Below are 22,091 nucleotides of genomic sequence, written 5' to 3' on the forward strand. Positions count from 1 at the left end.
TGCCGTTTATGAAACATTTAGAAAAAACCATTTTAACCGTAAAGATAATAAAAAGGGGGCAGAAAAATCCCACCCCTATTATTAGGACGTCAGTGAGCGATAATATAGGCGTTCTTGTCGTACAGCGGCCCCTGTCGGGTAAAATCGATGCCTTTCACATAGGGTTTGACCAGCGTGGCGTTGGCTTCGTAATAAACCGGCGCCACCGGCGTATCCACCGCCAACCTATCCTCGGCCTGTTGGAAATAGTGCTGTACCTGCTGCGGCGTCTTCGCCGCTGTGGCCTGATGCAACAACCGATCGTAATTCTCGTTGGCATATTTGGCGGAGTTTTCACTGCTGGTAGAGCGGAAGACGTTCAGGAAGGTGGACGGATCGTTGTAGTCTGCCAGCCAGCGAGAAAAAGCTACGCTGTAATGCCCATTGTTGATGTTATCCAGCGTCACCTTGCGCTCCTGGCTTTGCAACGTAGCATTAACCCCCAGATTCTTTTTCCACATCGCGCTGCTGGCGATGACAATCTTCTTGATGGTGGCGTCATTGCTGTACAACAAATTGAACTGCAACGGGCGCTCAGCGTTGAATCCGGCCTCCGCCAGCAGTTTTTTCGCCTGGGCGACCCGCTGCTCCTGCGACCACCCCGCCGCCTCACCGGCCTTCAGCGTAAAACCACCGGCCCCGGAGGGGGTAAAGGTCCAGGCCGGTTGCTGGCCGTAGCCCAACACCTTGGTGGCGATGACCTCTTTGTCCAGCGCCAGATTTAACGCCTGCCGCACCCGTACGTCATTAAAAGGGGCCTGCCGGGTGTTAAAGGCAAAATAGCTGGTGGACAGTAACGGATAAGTCACCAGTTGTTCCTCACCCAGGCTCTTTTTCAACTGCTGATAAAGTTCCGGCGGGGTGCTATAGCCCAGCTCAATTTCCCCAGCACGAAAGCGCGCCACCTCGGGGAATCCTTGCAGCGGCAGGAAAGTCACTTTGTTAAGCGCCGTATGGGCGTTGTCCCAATACTGAGTGTTACGTTCCACCACCACTTTTTCGTTCACCACCCACTGCGTTAACCTGAAAGCGCCGTTGCTGACGAAATTCTGCGGTTGCGTCCAGTTTTTGCCGTATTTTTCCACTGCCTTGCGGTTCACCGGCAACACAGGGAAATGCACCAACTGTTTGAGCAGATAGGAGTTAGGCTCAGACAGCGTGACCTGCAGGGTATTGGCATCCAGCGCCTTCACCCCCAACTCCGCCGGCGGTTTGCTGCCGGCATTAATCTCCGCAGCGTTAAGCACATAGGCCGAGGCCAGATAGCTGCCGTACGGCGAGGCGGTTTTGGGATCGGTCAGGCGACGCCAACTGAAGACGAAATCCTCGGCGGTAACCGGATCGCCGTTCGACCATTTGGCTTCCGGGCGTAAATGGAAGGTCCAGACATTGCCCTGGTTTTCCCATTGGGTGGCCAGCGCGGGAATAACCTCGCCGTTTTTCCCCACCCGCAACAATCCTTCGAACAGGTCATTGAAGATATTAAACTCCACGTTGCTTTCAGCCAGATTGGGATCCAGCGTCGCAGGCTCATAGCCATTGGCCCGCACCAGTTCCTGCGTGGCCGCTAGCTTGACGCCCACCGGCACTTCGGCAGCATGAGCCAGCGAAGCAGCTTGCAATGAAAGGAATATTAGACTAGCTAATCCGTTAAATCTGAATGAATATTTCACGCCTTTATCCCTTATTGGTGTTTTGTCGACGCTCATATTCATTGAAGCAGCTGAATAAATTAAATGATTAATCGCTATGACTCATAACCAAAAGCCGTGATGAATTTCTTTCATTATCAAATAAATACCCGCTAACATGGCGGGCATCGGTTTACAGCGGTTGAAACAACGTCAGTTGCAATCCGGCCGGCGCTTCCAGCCGGTTATTGATCGAATTGAAGGGCGTAACCCGCGGCTCGGACAAGACCTGCGCGCCGCCCTGCGCCAGGCTGGCCGTGGTTGCGGCAATATCGGTCACCTCAAATGCCACCCGGATCCAACCGGAGACGCGCTCTCCCACCTCGATCTGGTCGATATAAGCGGCGGTGGCGGGCTCCACCAGCTCCAACGTGGCCTGGCCCGCCTCGAGGATCGCCACCCTGCCGCTGTCTGGCGGCACCGCATCGATCTGGGTCAACCCCAGTCGATCGCGGTAGAAAGCCAGGGCGTTATCAAAATCTTCGGTGGTGATCACCAGACGAAGCTGTTTTACCGATGATGCAGACATAGTTATCTCCTGGTTATTTGGCTGAGTAATTTTCATCTGTTAACCTGCATACAGAAAATAACCTGCCACCAAATGGCAATTCAAAGTCATAGTTCTCAACCAAAGATGAAAATAGCTCATCATGAAAAGAAAACTGCCGCCCCTGGGGTCACTACGGGCTTTTGACGCGGTCGCCAGACTGCAGAGTTTTAAACTGGCTGCGGAAGAAATTGGCGTTTCGCCGACGGCCATCAGCCATCAAATTCGGTTGCTGGAGAGTCTGCTGGGCGTCAGCGTGTTCGAAAGAACGCCGCGCAAGGTGGAATTGACCGACGACGGCAAGATCCTGCAACAGGCCAGCGCGCAGGCGTTCAACCTGTTACAAACGGCGGTGGAAAACATCGAAGAACGCCAGCGGCCGGCGGTGTTGACGTTATCCGCTACCACGGCGCTGATCACCCACTGGCTGGTGCCGCGTTTGCCGGTGCTGATGCGGCAGTTTCCCGCCATAGACCTGCGGTTGCACGCCGATGACCGCATTGTGGATTTGCGCAGCAAGCAGATTGATGTGGCGATCCGCTACGGCAACAGGCCGGATGACCTGCTGTCGCCGCGATTGCTGCAACAGGACCGCTTCATGCTGGTCGTCAGCCCGCAGTTGAATGTCGCTTCAATCGCGGATCTGTTGCAAACCACGCTGATACACATCGATGGCCGCCAGGTGCCGCAACCCTCCCCCGACTGGCCACGTTGGCGCAGCGAGTTTGGCCCGGCGGCGCTGACGGTCGACGCCGGCCCGCGCTTTACCGACGAAGCCCACGCCATTCAGGCGGCAATCGCCGGCCAGGGCGCGGTTATCGCCAGCCAACTGATGGTGCAGCATGCGCTGGAGAGTGGCGTGCTGGTGGCGCCGTTCGAGCACTCGCTGCCGGGCGCTGCGCATTATTTTGTCAGCAACCCCGACGGCAAGCACAGCCGCGCCGTAGCGCAACTGGCAGACTGGTTTGCGGTTGAGATGGCGGCTTCTGAGTAGGCGAGCGCGTGAGAGGATATTTCCAACCACATGAATTCTTTCGACATTAGGCAATCAGTTCAGAGTATTCAGGCTGAAGCTTAATTTTTCCTTAAGGCGAGTTAATTTATGAGCGAATGCAAAAAATAATTTAATACGAATCGTTTTCACTATCATTATGACTGTTCTTGGCTACAATCGGGCCTGCTTGCGCTCGCCAGGCGATATTCGCTTTTCTTCTTCGACCTCTAAAAAGGATAACAGTATGAAGCTGCGTCTTTCTTCTCTAGGCCCCGTTGCCCTGCTCGCCTCATCAATGATGCTGGCGTTTTCCGCTCATGCGGCCCCTGCCGATGACGGCATCGTTATTTATAACGCTCAGCACGAAAATCTGGTGAAATCCTGGGTGGATGGCTTTACCAAAGACACCGGCATCAAGGTCACCCTGCGCAACGGCGGTGACAGCGAGTTGGGCAACCAACTGGTACAGGAAGGCAGCGCATCCCCCGCCGACGTTTTCCTGACGGAGAACTCCCCGGCGATGGTGTTGGTGGACAACGCCAAACTGTTTGCCCCGCTGGATGCCGCGACGCTGGCGCAGGTTGAACCGCAGTACCGCCCGCAGCATGGCCGCTGGATCGGCATCGCCGCCCGTTCAACCGTATTCGTCTACAACCCGGCCAAACTGACCGAAGCGCAATTGCCTAAATCGCTGCTGGATCTGGCCAAGCCGGAATGGAAAGGCCGTTGGGCCGCTTCGCCATCCGGTGCGGATTTCCAGGCGATCGTCAGCGCGCTGTTGGAGCTGAAAGGCGAAAAAGCCACGCTGGAATGGCTGAAAGCGATGAAAACCAATTTTACCGCCTATAAGGGCAACAGCACGGTGATGAAAGCGGTCAATGCCGGCCAAATCGACAGCGGCGTGATCTATCACTATTATCCGTTCGTCGACGGAGCCAAGACCGGCGAAAACAGCAAAAACGTCAAACTTTACTACTTCAAACACCAGGATCCGGGCGCGTTCGTCAGCACCTCCGGCGGTGGCGTACTGGCTTCCAGCAAACACCAACAACAGGCTCAGTCCTTCGTGAAGTGGATCACCGGCAAGAACGGCCAGGACATTCTGCGTACCAATAACGCCTTCGAATATGCGGTAGGCGTGAACGCGGCTTCCAATCCTAAACTGGTGCCGCTGAAAGAGCTGGACGCGCCGAAAATCGACGCTTCGCAGTTGAACGGTAAAAAAGTAGTTGAACTGATGACCGAGGCCGGGCTGCTGTAAGCCGGTTTTAGAGAGTTTTTACCTTATGTCGAATATTGGCCTTAACGCCACCGGCGCAACACCGCGTTACACCACTACCCGGCTGCATCAGCGGCCGGGGTTGTTTATCGTGGCGGCTGCCCTTTTGCTTTCCCTGTTGGCCCTGTTGCCGCTGGGGTTTGTCGTCAGCGTGGCGTTTGAAACCGGCTGGCAGACGGTAAAAGCTCTGGTATTCCGCCCTCGGGTGGCCGAACTGTTGCTCAATACCCTGTTACTGGTGGTCTTCACGCTGCCAATTTGCGCCATTCTGGGAGTCACGCTGGCCTGGCTGACGGAGCGCACCACGCTGCCGGGCCGCCGCATCTGGTCGCTACTGGCGACCGCGCCGCTGGCGGTTCCGGCATTTGTGCAAAGCTATGCCTGGATCAGCCTGGTGCCCTCGATGCATGGGCTGGGCGCCGGGGTATTCATTTCGGTCCTCGCCTACTTCCCGTTTATTTATCTGCCGGCCGCAGCGGTGCTGCGCCGCCTGGACCCCGGTATTGAAGACGTCGCCACTTCGCTCGGTACCCGGCCGTTGGCGGTGTTTTTCCGCGTGGTGCTGCCGCAGCTCAAACTGGCGACCTGGGGCGGATCGTTACTGATCGCGCTGCATCTGCTGGCGGAGTACGGCCTGTACGCCATGATCCGTTTTGACACCTTCACCACCGCCATTTTCGATCAGTTCCAGTCCACCTTTAACGGCCCGGCAGCCAACATGCTGGCCGGGGTGCTGGTGTTGTGCTGCCTGGGTTTACTGCTGTTGGAGGCCGCCAGCCGCGGCCGCGCGCGTTATGCCCGCGTCGGCTCCGGCAGTGCCCGCAGCCAACCCCCCTACCGCCTGGGGCCGGTGACGACTCTGCTTGCCCTGCTACTGCCTTTGGGCCTTAGCGCGCTGGCGCTGGGCGTGCCCTTTATCACCCTGGCCCGCTGGCTGACGCTGGGCGGGATTGAGGTCTGGCGCAATGCGGATTTACCGCCCGCGTTGCTGCAAACGCTGTCGTTGGCCGCCAGCGGTGCGTTGCTGATCACGCTGTGCGCCATCCCGATGGCCTGGCTGTCGGTTCGTTATCCGGCGCGGCTGTATCGGCTGCTGGAAGGCTGCAATTACGTCACCAGTTCGCTGCCCGGCATCGTGGTGGCGCTGGCGCTGGTGACCATTACCATTCACAGTTTCCGGCCGATTTATCAGACGGAAATCACCCTGCTGTTGGCCTACTTGCTGATGTTTATGCCACGGGCATTGATCAACCTGCGTGCAGGCATTGCCCAGGCGCCGGTGGAGTTGGAAAACGTGGCGCGCAGCCTTGGCCGCTCACCGGCGCAGGCGCTGTGGAGCACCACTTTGCGGCTGGCCGCACCCGGCGCGGCTGCCGGTGCAGCCTTGGTGTTTCTGGCGATAGCCAATGAGCTGACCGCGACGCTGCTGCTGGCGCCGAACGGTACCCGCACGCTGGCGACCGGCTTCTGGGCGCTGACCAGCGAGATCGACTACGTGGCGGCTGCACCTTACGCACTGATTATGGTGGCGTTATCGCTGCCATTGACCTGGCTTCTTTATTCTCAATCTAAACGCACGGCGGGATTATGAGTACGCTTCAACTGCAGGGTATCGGTAAGTCCTATAATTCGGTCAAGGTACTGGAGCACGTGGATTTGCAGGTGGCACAGGGCAGCCGCACCGCGATTGTCGGCCCTTCCGGCTCGGGGAAAACCACCTTGCTGCGCATTATCGCCGGCTTTGAAATACCGGACAGCGGCCAGGTTATCTTGCAGGGCCTGCCGATGGCCAACGGCAGCGGCTGGGTGCCGGCGCACCTGCGCGGCATTGGCTTTGTACCGCAGGACGGCGCGCTGTTTCCGCACTTTACCGTGGCCGGGAATATCGGTTTCGGCCTGAAGGGCAGCAAGCGTGACAAGCAGCGACGCATTGATGCGTTGATGGACATGGTGGCGCTGGATCGGCGGCTGGGCGCGCTGTGGCCGCATGAGCTTTCCGGCGGACAACAGCAGCGGGTGGCGCTGGCGCGCGCGCTGTCCCAGCAACCCAAGCTGATGCTGTTGGACGAGCCCTTCTCCGCCCTGGATACCGGCCTGCGCGCCGCAACCCGTAAAGCGGTGGCGGAACTGCTGGCGGAAGCCAAGGTGGCGTCAATTCTGGTGACCCACGATCAGACGGAAGCGCTGTCGTTTGCCGATCAGGTCGCCGTCATGCGCAATGGCCGACTGGCGCAGGTGGGCCCGCCGCAGGATCTCTATCTGCGACCGGTGGATGAGCCGACCGCCACCTTCCTGGGGGAAACCCTGGTACTTTCAGCCAAACTTGAACACGGCTGGGCCGATTGCGTTCTGGGCCGGATTGCGGTGGACGATCGCCAGCGCCAGGGGCCTGCCCGCATCATGCTGCGCCCGGAACAGATCCAAATCAGCCTGTCCGAGCCGGCGCAACAGGGCCAGGCGGTGGTCACCAGCATCGATTTCGCCGGTTTTGTCTCGACCCTCAACCTGCGCATGAGTGGCAGTGACGCCGCTATCGAAATAAAAACCGTCAGCCGTGAAGGCATCCGCGCCGGTTCCCAAGTCTGCCTGAATATCATCGGGCAGGCGCATATCTTTGCCGGGTAACGTTATGGGGCGGCTCGCCGCCCCGAACATTCAGGCTTCACCTATCGCAGCCATTGCTTAGTAAATCCCCCTTCATCAACTACGATTATTCTGTGACCGATTCATTCACTTGAAGGTCCAGAAGGTAACCCATTGAGGATTATCATAATTATTCATGCTATTTAAGCCGCCCTTCTTTAACGCGGCTAAGAAAGGTTAATTATGGCACGTACTACCCCTATCGAACGCTACCGCAATATCGGCATCTCGGCGCACATTGATGCCGGCAAAACCACCACCACCGAGCGGATTCTGTTTTACACCGGGGTCAGTCACAAGCTGGGCGAAGTGCACGATGGCGCAGCCACCATGGATTGGATGGCGCAGGAACAAGAGCGCGGTATCACCATTACCTCGGCGGCGACCACCTGCTTTTGGAACGGCATGCAGCATAATTATCCGCAGCACCGCATCAATATTATCGATACCCCAGGGCACGTTGACTTTACCATCGAGGTCGAGCGCTCAATGCGCGTGCTGGATGGCGCAGTCATGGTCTATGACTCGGTGGGCGGCGTGCAGCCGCAGTCAGAAACCGTCTGGCGGCAGGCCAATAAATATAAAGTGCCGCGGCTGGCGTTCGTCAACAAAATGGACCGCGTCGGCGCCGACTTCTTCCGCGTGCGCAAAATGATGATCGAACGTTTGAAAGCCAATCCGGTTCCGATCGTCATCCCGATTGGCGCCGAAGACCACTTCACCGGCGTGGTGGATTTGGTGCGCATGAAGGCCATCCTGTGGGACGAAGCTTCTCAGGGCATGAGTTTCAGTTTTGAAGAGATCCCGGCCGAACTGCGCGATTCTGCGCAAGAATGGCGGGATAAAATGATCGAAGCCGCCGCCGAAGGCTCGGAAGAGCTGATGGACAAATACCTCAACCAGCAACCGCTGAACGAAGAAGAGATTGTTCGCGGCCTGCGCCTGCGCACCATCGCCGGTGAAATCCAGCCGATGCTGTGCGGCTCGGCCTTCCGCAACAAGGGCGTACAGCGCATGCTGGACGCGGTGATCGAACTGATGCCCTCGCCGCTCGACGTGCCGCCGATGGAAGGCCATGACGAGCACGACAATATCATCATCCGCCGGGCCGCCGACGACGAAAAATTCTCGGCGCTGGCGTTCAAGCTGATGACCGATCCCTTCGTGGGCCAACTGACCTTTATTCGGGTGTATTCCGGCGTGCTGGCCAAAGGCAACAGCGTCTATAACCCGATCAAAGACAAAAAAGAGCGCATTGGCCGTATCGTGCAGATGCACGCCAACGACCGCAAAGAGGTCGAAGAACTGCACGCCGGTGATATCGCCGCCTGCGTGGGGCTGAAAGACGTCACCACCGGCGACACTCTGTGCGCCCCTAACGCCATCATCACGCTGGAGAAAATGGTGTTCCCGGAACCGGTGATTGCGCAGGCGATTGAACCGAAAACCAAAGCCGACCAGGAAAAAATGGGCATCGCGCTACAGCGCCTCACCTCCGAGGATCCGTCGTTCCGCGTACGCACCGACGAAGATTCCGGTCAAACCATTATTTACGGCATGGGCGAGCTGCACCTGGAAATTATCGTCGATCGCATGCGCCGTGAGTTTGGCGTGGCGACCACCACCGGCAAACCGCAGGTCTCTTACCGCGAAACCATCCGCAAACGCGTGGTCGACGTGGAGGGCAAATTTGTGCGGCAGTCCGGCGGTAAAGGCCAATATGGCCACGTGGTGTTAACGGTGGAACCGAACGAACCGGGCAAAGGCTTCGAGTTCTTCGATGAAATCAAGGGCGGCGTGATCCCGGGCGAGTATATTCCTGCGGTGAAAAAAGGCGTGCTGGAAGCGCTGAACAACGGCGTGCTGGCCGGCTATCAGATGGTTGACGTCAAAGTGCATCTGACCTTCGGCTCGTACCACGACGTCGACTCCTCTGAGCAAGCCTTCCGCATGGCGGCGATCTTTGGCTTTAGAGAAGCCTGCCGCGCGGCTGACCCGGTGATCCTGGAACCGATCATGGCGGTAGAGGTGGAAACGCCGGAAGACTATGCCGGTAGCGTGATGGGCGATCTGTCGTCGCGGCGCGGTCTGGTGCAAGGCATGGAGGATATCCCCGGCGGCGGCGGCAAGGAGATCCGCGCCAAGGTGCCGCTGTCCGAGATGTTTGGTTACTCGACCACTCTGCGCTCGATGTCGCAGGGCCGCGCGACTTACACCATGGAGTTCAGCCACTACGCCGAAGCGCCGCGCAACGTGGCCGAAGAGATCATTCACCACAGTAAACGTTAAGTGGTTCACCGCCTGCCGCCTACGCGGCAGGCGTCACTCTTTCTCCGCCAGCCGCACCACAACGGGCTGCGGTTTGATGCGCATCGCGTAAACCACCCCGATCATCAGGCAGGCGATACCGCACAGCGTCAACAGCGGCGGCCATGTCTGACGCAGCATAAAGGTGTAGGCCAGCCCCGCCAGAATTTCGAAGACAATCAGCGGCCCCACCAGTACCGTCGGCAAGCGCTGGCTCGCCTCATTCCAGCACAACGCACCTATCCACGAGCAGAATATACCGATGACAATCATCAACGGGACGAACACACCCGGCCTTGGCCCAAACGGCAGCGCGAACGCTGGCTGAGTGAGGGCCAACTGGCCGCAAACCAACAGGTAACCTACCAACGCCAGCGGCAAGGTGACTACCCCCTGCGCCGTCGCCCAGGTGGCCGGTCTTTGGTCTGGGTTTTCCCGCAGCCAGCGGGCATTGCGCAGCGGGAACCAGGTCCAGCAGGCCACCGCCAACAGCGCCAGCCCCAAACCGCTGATATAGCGCCAGAGATCGAGCGGTGCCGTATTGCCCTTCAGTTCGGCGACGTTGACGAACGCCAGCCCACAGGCGATCAACACCAGCGCCGGCGTTAACTTTCGCCAGGAAAGCCGCCCGTCATGCCGGCTGTAGAACAGGTTGGCGGTGACTGAAATCACCACCGGCAGCGTGCCGATAATCATGGTGGACACCGGCGCCCCGGTGCGTTGAATGGCGCTGGCCAGGCACAGGTAATACAGCAGATTGCCGATCGCCGTCAGTTTGAGCGCTTCAAGCCAGTCTTTACGCTGCAGCTTTCGCAACCGGCGGCGATCGAGCCAGGCCAGCGGCAAGGCGATCAGGCCAAAGGCCAGGTAACGCCCGGTGGACTGTAACGCCGCAGGATATTCGGGGATCAATACCGGGCCGACAAAAATCAGCCCCCACATCAGCCCGGCCGAGAGGGCAAATAACACGCCAACAAACATAGTGACTCCATCAACCTATGAATGAATTTCAGGAGCAGCGTAGCGCAATCCACGGTGGCGATATTGTAGCAGGTTGCTGTTTTAGCGGGGCGACCAGGGAAACTACGTTAAGCCTGTTTTTATGGTGATATTTTAGTCGGTCTTAGTTGGCTAATCTGATGAATCGAAAGCCAGGCGTAGAGTATGAGTCTTAATGTCTACAGGCCATGCCGCAATACATTGTTCAAGTTTGGTACGATTGTCTGCGAAGAGCGCGCGAACTCCCTCCTCATAGCCAGGCAAATCTCCGGCGATCGCTTGCATGAACTGATAAGCCGCCTCATGAGCTGCCCGTTTTTGTTCACGCGCCCCCTCCGAGCGCATGGCTTCGTCTACCAGACGCCTGAGTATAGCGGATGCGCTGCCGGGTCGGGTGGTTAACCAGTCCCATTGACTGGGCAGTAAGGTTACCTCACGAGCAACGACACCTAATTTTGGTCTACCCCGTCCTTTCGATTCTGCAGAATCGTCTTCCACCGTCTCTGCCGATTTGTCCCGACGGGTGGCATAACGCCCCGTGAATTGCTGGGGAGGACAGGAAAGCCTCTCTACAACGTCAGCATCGGACCCTCGCAGGTCCAAGTCGATCACGCTGCCTGTCATATCATCAAAGACAAGAAATGTTCTTAACGATCCCTTTTCGAGCTCATTTTTAACGGCAAGTGCAACCTCAACCAACGGACCTGAGAACAGCAACTGTTGGTCACCAAAGGCTGTCGAAGCCTTCGACAGGTATTCAGACATGCATTCAACCTCAATGGGATGTTAAGGGGCCTTAATATACCCGGATAAAATTAATAGTAAATATGATGAAGACAGTTTCATTCTGACTAGTCACCTTTTTGACGACATCCGAGAAACTTGCCACTACCGGTGACTCAGAACAGCAGTAAATTCAGTCTATAACTGCATTTTCCGATTATGAGAGACCCTCTTCCAGAGTCTGCTTGTCCCTCTCGCCATCAGCCCCAAATTTTCAGCGGTATAGCGATAAGTATATTTACCCGGGTATTATTGACAGGGAATATTATCCGGGTATTATTCGTGAAAACGCATACCGCTGACAACAACACCATGACTTACCTGAAACGAAGAGGAGGAATGATGACAGACAAACAAGCGCTGAAACGGCAGTACCTGGACACGAAAACCCGAGCGGGGGTGTATGCGATCCGTAACAAGATTACGGGGCGAGTATTGGTTGCAGGCAGTGCTAACGTTCAAGGAACACTCAACCGGCATCTTTTTGAACTGCGATATGCACACCATCGGAACATGAGACTTGCGCAGGATTGGGTTGAGCATGGTGAGAGTAACTTTCTCTTTGAGGTACTCGACAGGGTTAAAGCCAGTGAAGATCCCGCTTTCGATGCCGCGCGGGAATTAGAAATATTGGTGAGCCTGTGGCGCCAGGAAATCCGCAGCCCCGACCAACTTAGCTACGACGAACCCAGGAAGAAGCCTTGATGAACACAAATCTCGATTTTTGTTTGGCGTTATATCGTGCTCACGCCAGTCTGCAACTTAAGCTTGACGATGAATTGGGCACATATCATGGCATCAGCTTCAGTGACTTTACGCTACTGAATGTTATCGCGCGATCGGACGGCGATCGGGTCAATATATCAGTACTCGGGGAACAGATTGGTAAACCGCAATCAGCCGTAGTGCGTCAATTGATCGTTCTCGAAAAAATTGGCCTCGTAGCACGCGACAGCACCAATGGGCTTCGTCAGGTCGTGCTTCGCGCCCCCGGCCGTGTATTGGTGAACGTGGCGCGTGAAACTGCAGCGAGTGTTGGCACAAAAGCTCTCGAGTCATTTACCCCGGCAGTGGTTGCAACTGTTTTCGCCGCAATGGTAACGCTGGCAAATGCGTCTTAATGCTCTAATGAGCAACACCGCCAGTATTGAAAAGTTGGGCATGCATTAATGGCGATACTTAGCGGGCCATGACCTGTTTTTGATAGCGCACAGGTGTGACCCCGTAACGGTTGGCGAAAGCGCGGGTTAAATGCGCCTGATCGGTTAGCCCCGCCGCCGCGGCTACCTGCGCGGCCGGCATCCCACGCCCCAGCATCAGCTTGGCCTGCGAAAGGCGGATCGCCATCAGCATCTGCTGAGGCGATACATGGTATTCAGCTTTGAATTTGCGCAAAAAATGATACGGACTGAGCGACACCAGCGCAGCCAACTGATCCAGCGTAATAGCAGCGGAAAAGTTATCGCGCAGGTAGGTTTTGACGATGTCAAAACGGTGCGCCGGCTCATCTTTCAGCGGCCGTGCGATTCGCGCGTGGGGGCGGAAAATCGCCACCACTTGCAGCAGCAGGTCATCAATCGTCATCGGATCCCGGGCTTGCCACAGTGCGGCCAGCGTCGCCGATAGTTGCCGCGCTGCCTGCGGATCCTGGCGTACCGCATCGGTAAACCAAAACCCCTGCTCGCCGGACAACAACTCCAGCGCCTGAGGTTCAAGATAGAGCATCCGATAATTCCAGCCACCGGCCGTTTCCGCCTCGCCGGTGTGCAGCTCATCCGGGTTCATCAACACCAGCGAACCCGGTGCCGCCAGATGCTGCGCACCACGATAACGAAAGCGCTCGGCGCCGACATCGACGGTGCCGATGGCAAAAGCGTCGTGGGTATGCGGTTCGAAGACATAGCGCTCGATATGGGCGTGGTAAAGCTCTACGCCCGGCAGTTGCGGCAACTGCCGGAACTGTGCGCAATCTTTTTCGAAGGGGAACTGCTGTGGAACACCCTGCACTCTACCTCCATCTCCTGCAACCGCCCTGCATCAAGGCCGAACCTGGCTTGTATGATAGTCAAACCAACGCCGTTTGAGTAGTCCGTACGCGCTCTGGCGCTGCCATCTCCGGATGAGTTCTCGGCCTATACGAGAACTTGACGCATTCGAAACATGCAACACTCGAGAAAATAACTCGGCCACTGCGACCTTGAACGGGTAAAAATAGGATAAAACCTCAATCACTTTTCCTAAAAAAAGTTTCTGCGGGGATCCTGTTTAGTTAGTGGTATACCATACTCATTTCATCATAAATATTTATTATAAAACAGGCCGCTATTGTCCCCATCTGTAAATATGTAATAAGCATTTAATAAATATGCAAGGAGAACAAAAATGGATGTGGTATTGCTTGATATGATGCGCTCAGGCAGAAATAAAAGCTGGGCGAAAACAATGGTTAACCTTGAGGCCAGAAAGCTGGTTAATACAGCCAATACGCTGTCCTCCCTCCATCTTCGGGATGGTCTAACCCGGATGAAGTTTGCCCAGGAAATAAAAGACGTTGTTGAGCAGCAGTTCGCCACCGCACGACGCGCAAAGTCTGATGAAGAGTGCATAGCCTGCATAAAAAAACTCAGGGTAGAGACAGAAAATCTTGAAGAGCAGGGTCGGATGCTACACACGAAAACTGCGAAAATTTATGCACAAGCCGAGCTTGTACGGGAAAACAACAAAATTATTGGATATGTGATCAGCGCCGTTAAAATCGTTGTTTCTGGATTAACAGCCATTGCTGGCGGTATAATGATCGCAACTATGCCAGCTATCGGAATGCTGGCTGGTGCTATCCTTGTAATGGATGGGATAAATGGCGTGACCAAAGAAGTTATAAATTTAAAAAGCAATGAAAATAAGTCAGAAGGGTTTATTGCAGACGGTACAATGGAAGTGGCGAAATTCATGGGGTTCAAACCAGGGTCAGGATTGGCAGCCTATAATGCTATTTCATTGACTGCCAGTGTTTACAGCATTGTAGGGCTGTCAAGAAGGCCGGAAGCCTGGAGGCTTTTTCGCTACCTGCCAAGAGACTTTTACAGGAAAGTAAACACCATGAGCAAACCAAAATTGACTATGAAAATGGCTGGTTACGGTGTTAAGGCCAAAGTGATATTTGACCTTGTCAGCACAGACTATAACTAAATTTAATTTTTCTTTTCTCTGCAAAACCGCCATGATTTATAGGATATCACTGGCGGATTAATGAATAAAATTATCAGATCAATCATTACAAATGATATTGCACAGGAAAAAACATACCACGAATCAGACCATTTAAAATACAAAACAAGAGAAAAAGAAATAATAGTAAAAATAAAAATAGAAATGAACACCTTAAATCTTTTAGCTAAATCTCTGACGACTTCCTCAAACGTACCGCCAAAGTTATCAATATTGTTCTGAAGCATCTGCAACTCCTTAGCTGTAAAACCTGACGCCAGAAGGTGATTTTTACTGAAATTCATTGCATCAACATCCTTATCTGATAATTCAATCCGTTCAATAATTAAAAAACTAACCAGGATTTACCATAACATCCGTTCATTTTGCCCACGGGAGGTGTCCTGAATACAGTCGGCCGCAGAACTAAAAATAATTCGGCTCGATAGCTGATTGAATACTCCCCCATGCATCCTACAAAACTCTTTTTCCGTTTAAGCAGCAAGTATACACAAAAATAGCGGGCAAAGCTGGATCATCCCCGACTACTGAAGGCTATTTTTGATAACTAAAATATATAGTTAACTCCTTGGAGTGGTTTTTTACACGATTGGACCTCACCCCCCTAATTGGTAGCGAGGCAATCGGGACGCCCCGATTCGTCCCGATTTAATGCATTGATTGTCACGGAGGGCGCAGAATGCAGCACCCTACCAAAGGTTAAACCGCCTTGTCGAACAGCAGCCGCGCCGCCGAGGTTAACCCCAGCATATGGATACAGGCATGCACCATGCCCGGCAACCGTTCGCAGCGCACCGCCACCCCACTTTCACGCAACCGTTGTGCATACTGCTCGGCCTCATCGCGTAACGGATCGTACTCGCAGCTCAGAATGGTCGCCGGTGGCAACTGCCGCAAGGTTTCGGCATGCAATGGCTCGGCGTAAGGATTACGCGGTTTCCCCTCTTTACCCCGATACGTCTCCCAGCAAAACGCCATCACTTCCCGGGTCAAGAAATACCCCTGCGCGTAGTCGCTATAACTGGCGGTATTCATTGCACCGCTCAGCGCCGGATACAGCAACAGCTGATGCTCGATTTGCGGCCCTTCGCGGTCGCGAGCCAGCAACGCCACGGCCGCAGCCAGATTGCCGCCTGCGCTGTCGCCGCCGACCGCGATGCGTCCGGAGATAATCCCCAGTTCATCCGCCCGCTCAACCACTGCGCACAATGCCTGGTAAAAATCCTCCAGCGGCTGCGGGAACGGATGCTCCGGCGCCAGCCGGTAATCGACCGACAGGATCAATCGGCCCGTGGCATTGGCCAGCGCCTGGCAAGGCCGATCATACAGCGCCAACGACCCCAGGCACCAGCCGCCGCCGTGGGCGTACAGCATGGCCGGCAAGGGGGTTTCCCCCGCGCTCAGCGGTAGATAAGCGCGAATGGCGATCTCATGGCCGTCGTTGGCGGTGACCGTAAAATCCCTCACGCCGCCGCTGGCTTCCGCTTCGCCCTGCAGTTGCAGCAGCCCGGCCTCGGCGGCGGCGCGCATCTCGGCCAGGGAACCGGGTGCCGCCGCACCTGCCGTATCCGCCAGAAAACGGGCAATCTGCGTATCAAGCGGCATAGGTCTGCGCCTCCGACAGGAATGGCACCACCAGGGCGATAAACGCCTCGTGACACTCTTCGGTAATAAAATGACCGCAGCCGGCGACCGTCTCACCCCGCAGATCCACGGCGTTATCCCGTAACGTGACAAAAGGCGCATCGCCAGTGGCGTGCTCTGCGCCGATGGTCATCACCGGCATTTCGAGCCGGGTCTCGGCACGCCGCTGGTTTTGCCGCACGGTCTCGGGAATGGCGCGGTAGTAATCAAAACCGGCGCGCAGGCTGCCCGGCGCAGAATAAGCGGCAATATAGGTTTCTGCGGCCACCCGATCGCGGCGATAGGACCAGCGGTTAAAGATGTAGCTGAGATATTCCCTCTCGCGGCCCAGCGTCAACGCCTCCGGCAGATCCGCCAGTTGGTTGAACATGAAATGCCACAGGAAGATGTTTTGGTCCGGCGACACAAAAATCGGCGGTGCGGGCGCCAGCCCAGGGATCACCGCCTCGGTCAGCACCAGCCTTTCCACCGCCTGCGGATAGTCGCTGGCCATCGCATAGCCGATCCACATGCCAATATCGTGGCCGACCAATGCATAACTCGGGTGCCCAAGCTGCAGCATGGTCTGGTGCAGCACGGCAGCGACGCTGCCGGTGTCGTAACCACCAGTGGGTTTATCCGAATCGCCGATACCCGGCGGATCCACCGCAATCGCCTTAAAGCCGGCCGCTGCCAGCGCCTGCATCACATAACGCCAGGTATACCAGGTCTGCGGCCAACCGGGGATCAGCAATACCGGCCGGCCTTCGCCGAGGGTGACGCAGTGAATGCGGTTGCCGTTGACCCGTGCATAGACGTGTTCGGGTTCAGGTCCATTCAGCATGGACCCGTTATTTTGCATTTTCATGGGTGTTCTCCGTGGTGGAATAGCGTGGCTCAGCGCAGGCCGAGCAAGGTATTGATCTGTTGCTGGTCGACCGGCGCGCCGGCAAAGTCATCAAACACCTTGTCGGTGACGTTGATGATATGGTCGCGGATAAAAACCGCCCCTTCGCGGGCGCCGTCCTGCGGATGCTTGAGGCAGCATTCCCATTCCAGCGTCGCCCAACCGGCGTAGCCGTGCTGCGTCAGCCGGGAGAAAATGCCTTTGAAATCCACCTGGCCGTCGCCCAGCGAGCGGAAACGCCCGGCGCGTTCGGTCCACGACTGGTAACCGCCATAAATGCCCTGCCGCCCGGTCGGGTTGAACTCGGCATCCTTGACGTGGAACATGCGGATAAAATCTTTATAAATATCGATGTAATCCAGGTAGTTCAGCTGTTGCAGCACGAAGTGACTCGGATCGAACAGGATCTGGCAGCGCGGGTGGCCACCGACGCGCTGATGAAACATTTCAAACGTCACGCCGTCGTGCAGGTCTTCACTGGGGTGAATTTCATAACACAGGTTCACGCCCTGTTCGTCGCAGGCATTCAGCACCGGCAACCAACGTTTCGCCAGTTCATCGAACGCTGTCTCGATCAACCCGGCTGGGCGCTGCGGGAACGGAAACAGGTAGGGCCACGCCAGCGAGCCGGAAAAGGTGCCCATCTCGCTCAGCCCCAGCCGCGCGGAGGCTTTGGCCGCCAACAGCAACTGTTGCCGCGCCCATTCGCCGCGCGCCTGCGGGTTGCCGTGCAGCGCCGGCGGCGCAAAGCTGTCGCACAACGCATCATAAGCCGGGTGCACCGCCATCAACTGACCAAAAATGTGGGTGGTCAGTTCGCTGACTACCAGCCCCTTGTCTGCCAACATGCCGATCAGTTCATCGCAGTAAGTCTGGCTTTCCGCTGCAGTAGCCAAATCGAACAGGCGGCGATCCCACGCGGGGATTTGCAGCGCTTTAAAGCCGGTATCCGCCGCCCATTGCGCAATGGCGGGCAGACTGTTAAAGGGGGCGGTATCGTCACTGAATTGTGCGAGATGCAGGCTTGGACCTTTCAAGGTTTTCATCGTAAACTCCAATTGGTTGTCGATTGACAAACAATAGGCTCAAATGAATCCCGCGGCAAGCAGATTTTAGAAATTCGTTGGCGTCAGGGGCGATTTAAGCGATCCTATCTCACTGAATGACAGGCAAACAGGAGCCGACCGATGGCAGGCAGACCACGCGAATTCGACCGCGAACAGGCATTACTGAAGGCGCGGGATCTCTTCTGGCGCCAGGGATACGAAGGCACTTCGATGTCGGATCTGGTGGCCGAACTGGGCATCGCCTCAGCGCGCATATACAAGGCGTTCGGTTCGAAGGAATTGCTGTTCCGCGAAGCCATCGCCAGTTACGAAAACCACGAAGGCGGTTTTGCCGAGCGGGCGTTCAGTGAGGAAACCGGCGTGCGGGCGGCGATAAAGCGCCTGTTGGAAGACGCGGTGACGCTCTACAGCCGTACCGACCTGCCACAGGGTTGCATGGTGGTCTCTTCCGCCGTCAGCGTCAGCGCTGAAAACAGCAGCATTAAAATCTGGCTGGCGGAACACCGCCTGCTGCGCACCCAGGGCATTATTGAGCGGCTGCGGCTGGCGGTGAAAAACGGGGAGTTACCGGCGGATACCGACGCCGACAGCCTCGGCGATTACTTCGCGGTCTTTTTGCACGGTTTATCGATACAAGCGCGTGACGGCGTCACAAAAGAACGGCTGCTGGCGGCGGTTAACGTGGCGTTGTCCGCGCTGGGCGACCGGCATTAATTCTCGGGCAAATCAACAATCACCAGCGTGCCGTGGCTGCCCGCCAACACGCGATGCGGCACGCCGGCTGCGGCCTGATACAGTTGCCCGGCGTTCACCGTAATTTCCTCGCCCTGCACCGCCAAGCGCAGTTGGCCTTCGATCACCAGCAGCGTCTCATGGTATTCGTGAACCTCATCGTCAATGGCGCGCTGATCCATTCGCAGCACTTTGATATTGGCGGAACCGACGCGCCCCAGAATGCTGGAACGCCATGCCTGCGGCAAATCGGCAGCCAGCGCAGCAAGATCGAACAGTGACATAAACCCTCAGAGCAAAGCCGCGCACATCGCGCCACCGCACTATAGCGTGCGCCATGCCTGCGGCTAAATAACCGTTGCTTTTAACCTATAGCCAGACCGTCACACCGGCACCCGGCGGCTGATCTCCACCACCTGATCGCTGGGGAGATAGTAGTAATCCGTCACGTGCATGCCGTTACGCACCATCAGCGCAAAGATGCTGCGCTGCCACGCCGGTAACCTGTCGTTTTCTTCGCGGCGCACCACGGTTTCATGTCCCAGATAATAGGTGGCGTCGTCAAAATTCAACCCGGTTTTCTGCGCCTCGGCGTGGTGCAATAACCGGGGAATGTTCGGCCGTTCCATAAAACCGTAGCTGGCCACGCCGCACCAGAAGCCCGGCGACTGCTGCCGCATTACCAACCGCTCGGCATTAGCCACCCGTGGTTCGTTCACAATCATGATGTTCAGCGCCAACACATCGGCATGCAGCGAGCCGTTACGTTTGACGTGCCATTTCATCACCGGCGGCGTGCCATTCAGATTACGGGTAAGAAATATCGCCGTACCCGGCACCCGAGGAATGGCCTGCGCTTCGATCTGCGCCAGGAAATCCGCCAGCGGCAGGCTCTTTTCACCCAGCGTGCGTGACGCCGCAGCCACGCCGCGATGCCAGATCAGCATCACGCCATAAACCAGGCTGGCCAGCAGCAACGGCACATAGCCCCCTTGCAGTACCTTGCTGAGGTTAGCCACCAAAAAGCTGAGATCGACGATGAAAAATCCGCCGGCAACCAGCAGGCTGGCGGTGAATCCCCAGCGCCACACCTCGCGCATCGCCACAAACAGCAAGCCGCTGGTCATGATCATGGTGAGCGAAACGGCGATGCCGTAAGCGGCGGCAAGGTTATCGGAGGATTTGAAGAACACCGTCAGAAAGACCGTCACCGCCATCAGCAGCCAGTTGATGGCACCGATGTAAATCTGGCCGTAGCTCTCCTCGGTGGTTTGCTTCACCCGCAAGCGCGGCAACCAGCCAAGCTGGATCGCCTGACGGGTCATGGAAAAGGCCCCGCTGATGATCGCCTGGCTGGCGATGATGGTGGCAAGGGTAGCCAGGATCACCAAGGGTATTTGCATTATCGGCGGGCACAGGCGGAAGAAAATATTCTGGGTCACATCAGCGCCGGAGAGGATCAGCGCGGCCTGCCCGGCATAGTTCAGCAACAAACTGGGGAACACGATGCCGAACCAGGCGAGCCAGATAGGTTTTTTGCCAAAGTGGCCCATATCGGCATACAGCGCTTCTGCGCCGGTTACGCAAAGGAACACCCCGCCCAGTACCAGAAAACTGGTCACCCCGTTTGAGAACAGAAAGTGAATGCCGTACAAAGGATTCAACGCCATCAGCACCGCAGGGTGCTGGATAATTCCCCAAATGCCCAAAGCTGCAATGGAAAAAAACCACAGCGCCATAATCGGGCCAAACACCTTGCCGATTCGTGCAGTGCCCAGCGGCTGAATGGCGAACAAGCTGACCAGGATCACCACCGCCGCCGGTAAAATATAGGGTTTGGATTCGGGCAATACGATGTTCAAGCCTTCCAGCGCCGAAAGCACTGAAATCGCCGGGGTGATCGCGCCGTCGCCGTAAATCAGCGCAGCCCCGAACAGGCCGGCAAATACCACCATCGGTCGGGCGCTCTTCTTGCTGACCAGCAGCGACATCAGCGCCATGATACCGCCCTCGCCGCGGTTATCGATCCGCATGGCGAACATGGCGTATTTGAGCGAGGTCACTATCACCAGCGTCCAGAAAATCAGCGACAACAGGCCGAGGATCACCGGCGCAGACGGCGCATCACCGGACAGATAAAGCACGGTTTTCAGGGTATACAGCGGGCTGGTACCGATATCGCCGAACACCACGCCCAACGCGCCACCGGCCAGCAGCGGCAGACTCATTTTTGGCGTTTGTTCCAGCTCGTTTTCTGCAGTCATCAAACACTCCGGTTAACCCATTGCTCTCTACTCAGGATAGCCAATTCAGGCAGTTAACGCGTGTCTGTTTATTGACCTGCGGCCTCGCGCAGCAACCACTGCTGCAGATTCTGCCCTTCTTGCGACAACTCGCTGTCTGCCCGCACGCACAGGTAATAATCGCGGCCATCGTCAATCGGCCGGTCAAACAACTTAACCAGTTCGCCGCTGTTAAGATAGGGCTCGATCAGCGGCTCGCGCATCAGGGCGCAGCCCAGCCCCGACTGCACCGCCGCCAACGTCAGCAGGCCATCCTCGAACATCGGCCCGGTGCTGCGCAGCGGCCGCCTGACGCCGGCCTGCTGGAACCACTGCATCCAGGTATTGCGTTCTTCGTCGTGCAACAACGGCAGCGGCGAAAGCTGATCCGGCGTATCCAGCAGCCCATGCAGCCTGATAAAACTGCGGCTGCACACCGGCACCATTTTGCCGGACATCAGTTTTTCGCTGCGATAGCCGGTCCATTGCCCCACGCCAAAGCGAATCGAAATATCGGCGGCGTCGCTGAGATAGTTACGGTGGTTGGCATACACCACGTTGATGTCGATATCGGGATTTTCGCGCAAAAAGCCGTGCAAACGCGGAATAAACCAGCCCATACCGAACAGCGGGATCAGGCTGATGGTCACCTGCCGGGAGGCCGATTGCTCACGCACATGCTCCGTCGCCTGGCGCAGCACGTTAAACGCCGAACGGATCGAGCGGTAATACTCGCGCCCTTCGCTGCGCAGGATCAGGTTGCGGCCCTGCCGTTCGGTGAGTGGCATTTGCAGAAAAGCCTCCAGCGTTTTGAGCTGATGGCTGACCGCCGAGGGAGATATCGCCAGCTCCTTCGCCGCAGCGGTAATGCTGCCCAGGCGGGCGATAGCCTCGAACGCCCGTACGGCGCGCAGCGGCGGATCGTTCGGCAACAGGGCATCGTACTCTTCTGTTTTTTTCATATATTGAC

Annotated in this window: 20 protein-coding genes; 9 read left to right on the plus strand and 11 right to left on the minus strand. The window is 56.6% G+C overall.

Annotated elements, in window-relative coordinates:
* Positions 1-89: 89 nt before the first annotated feature.
* Positions 90-1,754, minus strand: a complete 1,665-nt coding sequence (locus tag SPL01S_RS10870) for an ABC transporter substrate-binding protein (protein WP_081113154.1) — start codon at positions 1,752-1,754, stop codon at positions 90-92.
* Between the two features lie 109 nt (positions 1,755-1,863).
* Positions 1,864-2,259, minus strand: coding sequence for a VOC family protein (locus SPL01S_RS10875; protein ID WP_063199639.1), 396 nt, complete (start codon positions 2,257-2,259; stop codon positions 1,864-1,866).
* Between the two features lie 121 nt (positions 2,260-2,380).
* On the opposite strand from SPL01S_RS10875, the gene SPL01S_RS10880 reads away from it, so the two are divergent.
* The 5 genes from SPL01S_RS10880 (at position 2,381) to fusA (ending at position 9,482) form a co-directional block, all read left to right on the plus strand.
* Positions 2,381-3,271: a LysR substrate-binding domain-containing protein gene (locus tag SPL01S_RS10880; RefSeq protein WP_063199642.1), complete on the plus strand. Its 891-nt coding sequence runs from the start codon at positions 2,381-2,383 to the stop codon at positions 3,269-3,271.
* Positions 3,272-3,515: 244 nt separating this feature from the next.
* On the plus strand, positions 3,516-4,532 hold the full coding sequence (locus SPL01S_RS10885) for an iron ABC transporter substrate-binding protein (RefSeq protein WP_063199645.1): 1,017 nt from the start codon (positions 3,516-3,518) through the stop codon (positions 4,530-4,532).
* 25 nt (positions 4,533-4,557) lie between these two features.
* A complete protein-coding gene (locus SPL01S_RS10890) occupies positions 4,558-6,141 on the plus strand; it encodes an ABC transporter permease (protein ID WP_063199648.1) in 1,584 nt (527 codons plus the stop codon).
* Positions 6,138-7,175 carry an ABC transporter ATP-binding protein gene (locus SPL01S_RS10895; RefSeq protein WP_062870948.1) on the plus strand — a complete coding sequence of 346 codons (1,038 nt, stop codon included), beginning with the start codon at positions 6,138-6,140 and terminating at the stop codon, positions 7,173-7,175. The genes SPL01S_RS10890 and SPL01S_RS10895 overlap by 4 nt, the downstream gene beginning before the upstream one ends.
* 201 nt (positions 7,176-7,376) lie before the next feature.
* The gene (fusA, locus tag SPL01S_RS10900; RefSeq protein WP_063199651.1) at positions 7,377-9,482 is read left to right on the plus strand and encodes an elongation factor G; all 2,106 of its coding nucleotides are present in this window, start codon (positions 7,377-7,379) and stop codon (positions 9,480-9,482) included.
* Positions 9,483-9,515: 33 nt separating this feature from the next.
* Here fusA and SPL01S_RS10905 read toward each other — a convergent pair whose 3' ends face one another.
* Both SPL01S_RS10905 and SPL01S_RS10910 read right to left on the minus strand, forming a co-directional pair.
* On the minus strand, positions 9,516-10,481 hold the full coding sequence (locus SPL01S_RS10905) for a DMT family transporter (RefSeq protein WP_062870950.1): 966 nt from the start codon (positions 10,479-10,481) through the stop codon (positions 9,516-9,518).
* 150 nt (positions 10,482-10,631) lie between these two features.
* On the minus strand, positions 10,632-11,264 hold the full coding sequence (locus tag SPL01S_RS10910) for a DUF2239 family protein (RefSeq protein ID WP_063199655.1): 633 nt from the start codon (positions 11,262-11,264) through the stop codon (positions 10,632-10,634).
* Positions 11,265-11,564: 300 nt separating this feature from the next.
* Between SPL01S_RS10910 and SPL01S_RS10915 the strand changes: the two genes are divergently transcribed.
* Positions 11,565-11,987, plus strand: coding sequence for a GIY-YIG nuclease family protein (locus SPL01S_RS10915; RefSeq protein ID WP_232245999.1), 423 nt, complete (start codon positions 11,565-11,567; stop codon positions 11,985-11,987).
* Complete coding sequence (locus SPL01S_RS10920) at positions 11,987-12,403, plus strand: MarR family winged helix-turn-helix transcriptional regulator (RefSeq protein ID WP_063199661.1); 417 nt, start codon at positions 11,987-11,989, stop codon at positions 12,401-12,403. The genes SPL01S_RS10915 and SPL01S_RS10920 overlap by 1 nt, the downstream gene beginning before the upstream one ends.
* A gap of 58 nt (positions 12,404-12,461) precedes the next feature.
* Here SPL01S_RS10920 and SPL01S_RS10925 read toward each other — a convergent pair whose 3' ends face one another.
* Positions 12,462-13,289: an AraC family transcriptional regulator gene (locus tag SPL01S_RS10925; RefSeq protein ID WP_063199664.1), complete on the minus strand. Its 828-nt coding sequence runs from the start codon at positions 13,287-13,289 to the stop codon at positions 12,462-12,464.
* Positions 13,290-13,664: 375 nt separating this feature from the next.
* On the opposite strand from SPL01S_RS10925, the gene SPL01S_RS10930 reads away from it, so the two are divergent.
* On the plus strand, positions 13,665-14,471 hold the full coding sequence (locus SPL01S_RS10930) for a DUF4225 domain-containing protein (RefSeq protein WP_063199666.1): 807 nt from the start codon (positions 13,665-13,667) through the stop codon (positions 14,469-14,471).
* 738 nt (positions 14,472-15,209) lie between these two features.
* Here the strand turns inward: SPL01S_RS10930 and SPL01S_RS10940 are convergent.
* Genes SPL01S_RS10940 through SPL01S_RS10950 form a run of 3 tightly spaced genes read right to left on the minus strand, consistent with a single transcriptional unit; the run spans position 15,210 to position 18,086 of the window.
* Positions 15,210-16,115 carry an alpha/beta hydrolase gene (locus SPL01S_RS10940; protein ID WP_062870955.1) on the minus strand — a complete coding sequence of 302 codons (906 nt, stop codon included), beginning with the start codon at positions 16,113-16,115 and terminating at the stop codon, positions 15,210-15,212.
* Positions 16,105-17,001 carry an alpha/beta fold hydrolase gene (locus tag SPL01S_RS10945; protein ID WP_063199672.1) on the minus strand — a complete coding sequence of 299 codons (897 nt, stop codon included), beginning with the start codon at positions 16,999-17,001 and terminating at the stop codon, positions 16,105-16,107. The genes SPL01S_RS10940 and SPL01S_RS10945 overlap by 11 nt, the downstream gene beginning before the upstream one ends.
* Before the next feature lie 29 nt (positions 17,002-17,030).
* Positions 17,031-18,086: a sugar phosphate isomerase/epimerase family protein gene (locus SPL01S_RS10950; protein WP_063199675.1), complete on the minus strand. Its 1,056-nt coding sequence runs from the start codon at positions 18,084-18,086 to the stop codon at positions 17,031-17,033.
* A 141-nt stretch (positions 18,087-18,227) separates the two neighbouring features.
* On the opposite strand from SPL01S_RS10950, the gene SPL01S_RS10955 reads away from it, so the two are divergent.
* Positions 18,228-18,821 carry a TetR/AcrR family transcriptional regulator gene (locus tag SPL01S_RS10955; protein WP_063199678.1) on the plus strand — a complete coding sequence of 198 codons (594 nt, stop codon included), beginning with the start codon at positions 18,228-18,230 and terminating at the stop codon, positions 18,819-18,821.
* On the opposite strand, the gene SPL01S_RS10960 is transcribed toward SPL01S_RS10955, so the two are convergent.
* The 3 genes from SPL01S_RS10960 to SPL01S_RS10970 form a co-directional block, all read right to left on the minus strand.
* Positions 18,818-19,123, minus strand: coding sequence for a cupin domain-containing protein (locus SPL01S_RS10960; RefSeq protein ID WP_063199681.1), 306 nt, complete (start codon positions 19,121-19,123; stop codon positions 18,818-18,820). The two genes, SPL01S_RS10955 and SPL01S_RS10960, sit on opposite strands and share 4 nt — an antisense overlap.
* 99 nt (positions 19,124-19,222) lie before the next feature.
* The gene (locus tag SPL01S_RS10965; RefSeq protein ID WP_063199684.1) at positions 19,223-21,103 is read right to left on the minus strand and encodes a potassium transporter Kup; all 1,881 of its coding nucleotides are present in this window, start codon (positions 21,101-21,103) and stop codon (positions 19,223-19,225) included.
* Between the two features lie 68 nt (positions 21,104-21,171).
* Entirely contained in the window at positions 21,172-22,083 is a 912-nt protein-coding gene (locus SPL01S_RS10970) for a LysR substrate-binding domain-containing protein (protein WP_172458731.1), read from the minus strand.
* Positions 22,084-22,091 lie beyond the last annotated feature (8 nt).

Origin of the sequence: Serratia plymuthica NBRC 102599, assembly GCF_001590925.1 — a bacterium.
Classification (GTDB): Bacteria; Pseudomonadota; Gammaproteobacteria; order Enterobacterales; family Enterobacteriaceae; genus Serratia; species Serratia plymuthica.